The following is an 8,048-nucleotide window of genomic DNA, read 5'->3' as shown; positions in this document are numbered from 1 at the left end:
AGCGCCTTTTTCTGCTGCCAGTTGCTTCAGGCGGATCGCCGCGGACAGGCCCGCCGGGCCGCCGCCTACGATCACCACGTCGTATTCCATCGACTCGCGTGGGCCGTATTGCTCCAAAAGACTTGCGGGGGTCATCAAAGCTCCTCTTGCCATTAGAATACTTTTTTCGGGTTCGTATTGTCGGGTAACACCCTCTGGGCCGCAAGCTGACGAGTTAATTTTAGCACGATCGTTCTATTTTATGCCAGAATGCCCGGCACGCCGCCGGTGGCGCATTCCGGTGCTCTTTCATCCTTGAACAGGAAGCGAAAATGGGCCGTTCGATCAATCTGGAAGGTAAGGTGGCAATGATCACCGGCGCGTCGAGCGGTCTGGGCAAGCGTTTCGCCCAGGTGCTCTCGCAGGCCGGTGCGAAGGTCGTGCTGGCGAGCCGGCGCGTAGAGCGCCTCAAGGAATTGCGCGCCGAAATCGAGGCTGGCGGCGGGGCCGCGCATGTGGTTTCGCTCGACGTGACGGATTACCAGAGCATCCGTTCGGCGGTCGCACATGCGGAAACCGAGGCGGGGACCATCGACATTCTCGTCAACAACTCCGGCGTCTCCACCACCCAGAAGCTCGCGGAAGTCACACCCGCCGACTTCGAGTACGTGTTCGACACCAATACCCGCGGCGCATTCTTCGTCGCCCAGGAAGTGGCGAAACGCATGATCATGCGCGGCAATGGCGGCGCATCGAAGCCGGCGTATCGCATCATCAACATCGCTTCGGTGGCGGGCTTGAGCGTGCTGCCGCAGATCGGCCTCTACGGGATCAGCAAGGCGGCTGTCGTGCATATGACGAAAGCCATGGCGCTCGAATGGGGGCGGCACGGCATCAACGTGAATGCAATCTGTCCTGGTTATATCGACACCGAGATCAACCATCATCACTGGGCAACCGAGCAGGGCCAGAAGCTCATCTCGATGCTGCCGCGCCACCGGGTCGGCACACCGGCTGATCTCGACGGCTTGCTGCTGCTGCTGGCGGCGGATGAATCGGCCTTCATGAACGGGTCGATCATCACCGCCGACGACGGCTTTGGCCTGATGTGAATTTCAAGTGCAACGAGTGCAAAAAGTGCAATGAGTGAGTATCACCCCGTTTTTGAAATGACCATGCCGATCCGCTGGGGCGACATGGACGCGTTCGGCCATGTGAACAACACGGTCTATTTCCGCTACATGGAGCAGGTGCGGATTTCCTGGTTCGAGCACATCGGCGTAGGCGGCGAGAGCCACGAAAGAGGCGATGGGCAGGGGCCCGTGATCGTGAACGCGTCGATGGATTTCCTGAGGCAGTTGCATTACCCCGGCGATATCGTCTGCACGATGACGGTGGGCGAGCCGGGCCGCAGCAGTTTCGATACCGGTTTCGAGCTGCGCCGCGTGGACGATCCCGATACCGTGTACGCGCGCGGCAATGCGCGCTGCGTATGGATCGACTACGCGGCCGGTAAATCGGTGCCGATTCCCGACAGCCTGCGCGCGACGATTGAAAACGCGCCGCTCGTGAAGGCGCGCTGATTGGGTTCTACGGCGTGCGCGTGCCCCGCGCGCCGCTTCACGCTTCAATACGCGGCATCCAAGCCGCATCAATTTCCGAGCAGTCGCTGCAGCAGTTCGGTAGCGTTGCCCGTGTCGTACTTGCGCATGAGCCGCGCGCGGTAGATGTCCACCGTGCGCGAGCTGATGTCGAGAATTTTCCCGATCTGCTTGCTCGTCTTGCCCGTGACCAGTTGCGCCGCGATCTCGCGCTCGCGCGGCGTGAGCTCGACCGCCACGCGCCGTGTGGCGCTCAGGTCCTCGAAGGTCCAGATGCCCGCGGCGTGCGGCTCCGCGCGGTCGAGCGAGCGGCCCGTGACGTGGCACCAGAAGAGCTCGCCGTCGAAGCGCTTCATGATGCGGTCGTCGGCGTAGCTGCCCTGGGCCGTCATGATGGGCGGAATACGCTCGCCGATGCGCTCGAACTCGACAGCCGACGGATACAGCACCAGAAACGACTGCCCGATCAGCGCCTCGCGCGGGCAGCGGAAGATGGCGCAAACGGCCTCATTGCAGTCCTCCACGATGCGCTCGCGCGCGAGCACGAGCCCGATCGGCGCGAGATGGAAGGCGGTCTGGTAGTCGAGTGCGGCGGTGGTGTTTGCGAGTGCTGGCATGGCGGGCGATGCGGGTAGGGCTTTATGTAGTTTTGCGTATTGTGCCGCAATGCCTGCCCAGCGTACTCTTTGCAACCATCGGAGGGCCGGGTGGGTGCCGGGCCGGGTTCGCGGCAGCGCCACCGGGCCATGATTAGAATGAGGCATCCAGGCGGTTGAAACGCCGCCATGCCGGGCCGAACGAACGCATTCAACAAGAATTCAACGAACAGGTTTAACGAACCAGCGCATCGACGTATTTCCATACGAGGAAGGGACACACTGATGAACAAGGTCTATAAAAGCGCGGCTGCCGCGCTCGAAGGCGTCGTCAAGGACGGGCAGACGTTCGCGGTAGGCGGTTTCGGGCTGTGCGGCATTCCCGAGGCCCTGATTGGCGCGTTGCGCGATTCGGGCGTGAAGGGCATCACCTGCATCAGCAACAACGCGGGCGTCGACGGCTTCGGCCTCGGCCTGCTGCTGGAGACACGCCAGATCAAGAAAATGATCTCGTCCTATGTGGGCGAGAACAAGGAGTTCGAACGCCAGTACCTTTCGGGCGAACTCGAGCTCGAATTCACGCCGCAGGGCACGCTGGCCGAAAAGCTGCGCGCAGGCGGCTCGGGCATTCCGGCGTTTTTCACCAATACCGGCTACGGCACGCTCATCGCCGAAGGCAAGGAAACGCGCCAGTTCGGCGACAAGCACTACGTGCTCGAGCATTCGCTCACGGCCGACGTGGCGCTCGTGAAGGCCTGGAAGGCCGACAAGTCGGGCAATCTGATCTATCGGCGCACGGCGCGCAACTTCAACCCGATGTGCGCGATGGCGGGCAAGCTCACCGTGGTGGAAGTGGAGGAGATAGTCGAGAACGGCGAACTCGATCCGGACAACATCCATACGCCGGGCATCTTCGTGCAGCGCATCGTGCTCAATGCGCACCCCGAGAAACGCATCGAACAACGCACTGTGCGCGCTGCATCTGGCAACCCTGCGGGCAAGTGAGAAAGGAGACCGACCATGGCATGGAATCGTGATGAAATGGCCGCCCGCGCGGCGAAGGAACTGCAGGACGGCTTCTACGTGAATCTCGGCATCGGTTTGCCGACGCTCGTGGCCAACCACGTGCCGCAAGGCATGGAAGTGTGGCTGCAATCGGAAAACGGCTTGCTCGGCATCGGACCGTTCCCGACCGACGAGGAAGTGGATGCCGACATGATCAACGCCGGCAAGCAGACGGTGACGACGTTGCCGGGTTCGTCGATCTTCTCGTCGGCGGACTCGTTCGCGATGATTCGCGGCGGCCATATCAACCTTGCGATCCTCGGCGCGATGCAGGTAAGCGAGAAGGGCGACCTGGCCAACTGGATGATCCCCGGCAAGATGATCAAGGGCATGGGCGGCGCGATGGACCTCGTCGCGGGCGTGGGCCGCGTGGTCGTGCTGATGGAGCACGTGGCCAAGGGCGACCAGCACAAGATTCTCGATGCGTGCACGCTGCCGCTCACGGGCGTGGGCGTGATCGATCTGATTATCACCGACCTCGGTGTGATCGAAGTGACCGATGCGGGCCTGAAGGTGACCGAACTCGCGCCGGGCGTAACGGTGGACGAGATCAAGGCCAAGACCGGCGCGCCGCTCGATGTGAGCGCGGTGAACTGATCGCGGCAATGCGGTAGTCGATGGCTGCGGCATGATTGAGGCGGGCGGGACTTCGGTTCCGCCCGTTTTGCGTTTGTGGGCTGTGAGGACGGGTCCATTCTTGCGCGATTGTGCGGGTTTGAAACCTCGGTCGAATGGCATACGCCGGATGGCCGGGGTGAGGGCGGCGAACCTGCCGCCACACGTGGGATGCCATCGCGCTCGCCAGGCCTGGACGTATCTTGAGCGGCGGCGTGCGCGACGGTTGCGCACGGCAAAGCCGTTTACAATGGCCTCACAGCCTAAGGGCGCAACCAGCGAGACTTGAGCGATGACCGAACCGTCTGCCGTGCCGCGTCAGCATTACGTCCAGTGCCTCAGCCCTTCGGGGCTGCACCGCATGGCGTATACCGAATGGGGCGATCCCGCCAATCCGCGCGTGCTGGTGTGCGTGCATGGCCTCACGCGTTCGAGCCGCGATTTCGACCGGCTGGCCGCGGTGCTGTGCGGAAAATATCGCGTGGTTTGCCCCGACGTCGTCGGACGCGGGCTCTCGTCGTGGCTCGTCGACCCGCGCGGCTATGGCGTCGCGCAGTACGTCGCGGACATGGTCACACTCATCGCTCGCACGGGCGTGGAGCAGGTGGACTGGTTCGGCACCTCGATGGGCGGCCTGATCGGCATGGCGCTCGCGGGGCTGCCCGAGGCGCCCATCGGCCGCATGCTGCTTAACGACATCGGTCCTCATATCGAGCCCGCGGCGCTCGGGCGCATTGGCGATTACGTCGGCCGCGACGAACGCTTCGGTACGCTGCAGGAAGGCATCGACAATGCGGCGTTGCTGGCGGCGTCGTTCGGCCCGCTCACCGCGCAGGAGTGGCGCGAGATCAACACGCCGTTGCTGCACGAGGTGGACGGCACGTGGCGTTACCGCTATGACCCGCGCATCTCCGAAGGCTTCAAGGGCGTCACGCCCGAGCAGAACGAGCAGGGCGAACAGTTTTTATGGCGCTCGCTCGCCGCGTTCAAGGGACCGGTGCTGGCGGTGCGCGGCGAGCTTTCCGATCTGCTCTCGCGCGAAACCGTGGCAAAGATGGGCGAAACCGGCCAGCAGGTGTCGAGTGCCGAAATCGCGGGCGTCGGGCATGCGCCGGCGTTTCTCGCGGCTGACCAGATTGAGATTGCGCGGCGTTTCTTCGACGGAGGGCCCGTCGGCGGGTCATAATATCGAGATTCCCCGGCCTGCCGGGGGCGCATCGAACATTCAACTTCAACAGGACTCTACATGGCAGTCATTCGTCACCACGTCGGCCCGCGTCTTTCGGAAACGGCTATTCACAACGGCACGGTCTATCTCGCGGGCCAGATCGCCGAGGACACCAGTCAGGACATCGGCGGCCAGATGCGCGAAGTGCTCGGCCACATCGACCGTCTGCTGGGCGAAGCGAACAGCGACAAGTCGCTGCTGCTTTCGGTGCAGATCTATATCGCCGACATGAAGGACTTCCCGGGCATGAATGCCGAGTGGGATAAGTGGGTGGCGCAGGGCGCCACGCCGCCGCGCGCGACCGTCGAGGCGAAGCTCGCCAATCCGGAATGCCTGGTCGAGATCGTCGTGGTGGCTGCGCAGCGCGACTGAATGTGATTGAGCACGCTTGAGCGTGCTTGAACTTGATGATTGCGCGACTGTTGGCCTGAATCGTTTCATCGTAGTTTGCAGCCCGTCCGGTATGCCGGCGGGCGCCGTCTCATGAGCAGCGACACCGTACCTCCCGTTTCCGCCGAAGCTTCCGCCCGCGCCGCACTGCCGTCGCTCGACGACACGCTCGCGTTCGTGCGCGAGCACGCCGGCGACGCGCGCCTTTCCACTGGCGAGCCCCTTGTCGAGCACGCGCAAGGCACGGCTTCCATCATGAGCCGCCTGAACGTCGATCCTCCCGCCGTGCTGGCGGCGGCGCTCTTCAATATCGCGCCGCATCTCGACGATCCGGAGGGCACCATCGAGGCGCGCTTCGGCGCCGAGGTCGTCAAGCTCGTGTTCGACGTGCGCAAGCTGTTGCGCCTCGGCACCGTGAGCCTGCGCGCTGCGGCACAGAACGCAGCATCCGAAGCCGGTCGCGAAGGCCGCGACGCCCAGGCCGCGCGCCGAGCCCAGGTGGAGTCGCTGCGCAAGATGCTGCTGGCGTTCGCGCAAGACATCCGCGTGGTGCTGATCCGGCTCGCGTCGCGCGTGCAGTCGCTGCGCTACTACGCGGCGGCGAAGGTCACGCCCGCCCCCGAGATTGCGCGCGAGACGCTCGAAATCTACGCGCCGCTCGCGAACCGGCTGGGGATCTGGCAATTGAAGTGGGAGCTCGAAGACCTCGCGTTCCGCTTCGAGGAACCGGCGACCTACAAGCGCATCGCGAAGTTGCTCGACGAAAAACGCGTGGAGCGCGAGAGCTATGTGGCGGAGGCCATCGCCCGGCTGCAGCACGAGCTTGCCGCCGCGCATATCGATGCCGAGGTGAGCGGTCGGCCCAAGCACATCTACAGCATCTGGAAGAAGATGCGCGGCAAGGAGATCGACTTCTCCGAGCTCTACGATGTGCGCGCGTTTCGCGTAATCGTGCGCGATATCAAGGATTGCTACACGGTGCTCGGCATCGTGCACAACCTTTGGCAGCCGGTGCCGAAGGAGTTCGACGACTACATCTCTCGGCCCAAGCCCAACGGCTATCGTTCGCTGCATACAGTCGTGATCGGCGACGACGGCCGTGCGTTCGAAGTGCAGATCCGCACCCAGGAGATGCATCAGTTCGCGGAATATGGCGTGGCGGCGCACTGGCGTTACAAGGAGGCCGGCTCGAAGGGCTATGGTGGCCAGTTCAGCGCGGCCAGTGCTTACGACGAGAAAATTGCCTGGCTGCGTCAGCTGCTTGCCTGGAAGGACGATGTGGCCGACGGTCCTCAGCCGTGGGAGCAACTGCGCCACGCCACGCTCGACGACGACCATATCTATGTGCTCACGCCGCAGGCGCGCGTGATTGCGCTGCCGCAGGGCGCGACGCCGCTCGACTTCGCGTATCACCTGCATAGCGAGCTCGGCCATCGCTGCCGCGGCGCGCGCGTGGACGGCGCGATGGTGCCGCTCAACACGCAGTTGCAGAACGGCCAGACCGTCGAGATCGTCGCGGTGAAAGAGGGCGGCCCGTCGCGCGACTGGCTCAACCCGCAGCTCGGTTATCTGCACAGCACGCGCGCCCGGCAGAAGGTGCGGGTGTGGTTCAACGCCATCGAGGCGCAGGAGAACATCGCCAACGGCCGCGCGATGGTGGAAAAGACGCTGCAGCGCGAGGGGCGCACGTCCGTCAATCTCGATCAGCTTGCTGCCAAGCTCGGCTTCAAGTCGCCCGACGAGCTCTTCAGCGTAGTTGGCAAGGAAGAGTTCAGCCTGCGCCACGTTGAGCAGGCGCTGCACGATGCGCCCGCCGCCGAACCTGCGGACGAGACGCCCGAGCAGATCACCAAGCGCGCGAGTGGCGCGAATGTGGCGCACGGCGGTTCGTCCGGCGTGCTCGTGGTGGGTGTAGACGCGCTGCTCACTCAGCTCGCGCGCTGCTGCCGGCCGGCGCCGCCCGACGATATCCGCGGTTTTGTGACGCGCGGCAAGGGCATGTCGATTCACCGCAGCGATTGTCCGACCTTCCTGCGCATGGCGGGCCGTGCGCCGGAGCGTGTGCTGCAGACCACCTGGTCCGCCGACGTGATGGGCGGGCGTGGCCAATCGGTGTATCCGGTCGATATCCTGATCGAGGCCAGCGACCGCCAGGGCCTGTTGCGCGACATCTCTGAAGTGTTCGCGCGAGAGAAGATGAACGTGATCGGCGTGAAGACGCAATCGCGACGCAACGCCGCATACATGCAGTTCACGGTCGAAGTGTCGAATTCGGCGCAGATTCAGCGCGCGTGTGTGCTGCTGGGCGAGGTGGGCGGGGTGCTCAGGGCGGCGCGCAAGCACTGAGGCGCGGGGCTGGGTCTTGGTGGCTCCTGGTGACTTTTGTGCTCCGCCGCAAAAAATACTTGCCAAGTCCGCGCAGGCAACATAGAATCTTCCTTCTTCAGGCTCGTAGCTCAGCTGGTTAGAGCACCACCTTGACATGGTGGGGGTCGTTGGTTCGAGTCCAATCGAGCCTACCAACGAAATCGAAGTCGCGATATGAGTAGTACGTATCGAGGCTTCACATGCAGT

At 63.7% G+C, this 8,048-nt stretch carries 9 protein-coding genes and 1 tRNA gene; 8 read left to right on the top strand and 2 right to left on the bottom strand.

Annotated features, from left to right (window positions below; genetic code table 11):
- Window positions 1-135 (bottom strand): FAD-dependent oxidoreductase (locus HV773_RS30130; RefSeq protein WP_175197696.1); only part of this gene is annotated, 135 nt, incomplete at its 3' end.
- A 176-nt stretch (window positions 136-311) separates the two neighbouring features.
- Here HV773_RS30130 and HV773_RS30125 point away from each other — a divergent pair.
- Window positions 312-1,091, top strand: coding sequence for an SDR family oxidoreductase (locus HV773_RS30125; RefSeq protein ID WP_129561705.1), 780 nt, complete (start codon window positions 312-314; stop codon window positions 1,089-1,091).
- 30 nt (window positions 1,092-1,121) lie between these two features.
- Complete coding sequence (locus HV773_RS30120) at window positions 1,122-1,562, top strand: acyl-CoA thioesterase (protein WP_129561706.1); 441 nt, start codon at window positions 1,122-1,124, stop codon at window positions 1,560-1,562.
- Between the two features lie 68 nt (window positions 1,563-1,630).
- On the opposite strand, the gene HV773_RS30115 is transcribed toward HV773_RS30120, so the two are convergent.
- Entirely contained in the window at window positions 1,631-2,197 is a 567-nt protein-coding gene (locus tag HV773_RS30115; protein WP_129561707.1) for a LuxR C-terminal-related transcriptional regulator, read from the bottom strand.
- Between the two features lie 264 nt (window positions 2,198-2,461).
- Here HV773_RS30115 and HV773_RS30110 point away from each other — a divergent pair, with 264 nt between their 5' ends.
- The 6 genes from HV773_RS30110 (at window position 2,462) to HV773_RS30085 (ending at window position 7,996) form a co-directional block, all read left to right on the top strand.
- Complete coding sequence (locus HV773_RS30110) at window positions 2,462-3,181, top strand: CoA transferase subunit A (protein WP_129561708.1); 720 nt, start codon at window positions 2,462-2,464, stop codon at window positions 3,179-3,181.
- Between the two features lie 15 nt (window positions 3,182-3,196).
- Window positions 3,197-3,838, top strand: a complete 642-nt coding sequence (locus HV773_RS30105) for a CoA transferase subunit B (protein ID WP_129561709.1) — start codon at window positions 3,197-3,199, stop codon at window positions 3,836-3,838.
- A gap of 310 nt (window positions 3,839-4,148) precedes the next feature.
- Entirely contained in the window at window positions 4,149-5,042 is an 894-nt protein-coding gene (locus HV773_RS30100; protein ID WP_129561710.1) for an alpha/beta fold hydrolase, read from the top strand.
- A 60-nt stretch (window positions 5,043-5,102) separates the two neighbouring features.
- Window positions 5,103-5,456 carry a RidA family protein gene (locus HV773_RS30095; protein WP_129561711.1) on the top strand — a complete coding sequence of 118 codons (354 nt, stop codon included), beginning with the start codon at window positions 5,103-5,105 and terminating at the stop codon, window positions 5,454-5,456.
- A 111-nt stretch (window positions 5,457-5,567) separates the two neighbouring features.
- Window positions 5,568-7,820: a RelA/SpoT family protein gene (locus HV773_RS30090; protein ID WP_129561712.1), complete on the top strand. Its 2,253-nt coding sequence runs from the start codon at window positions 5,568-5,570 to the stop codon at window positions 7,818-7,820.
- A 99-nt stretch (window positions 7,821-7,919) separates the two neighbouring features.
- Window positions 7,920-7,996, top strand: a tRNA-Val gene (locus HV773_RS30085).
- Window positions 7,997-8,048: the final 52 nt, after the last annotated feature.

This window comes from Paraburkholderia caffeinitolerans, from assembly GCF_902859945.1.
Lineage (GTDB): Bacteria > Pseudomonadota > Gammaproteobacteria > Burkholderiales > Burkholderiaceae > Paraburkholderia > Paraburkholderia caffeinitolerans.
This window is presented reverse-complemented; position numbering and strand designations above follow the sequence as displayed.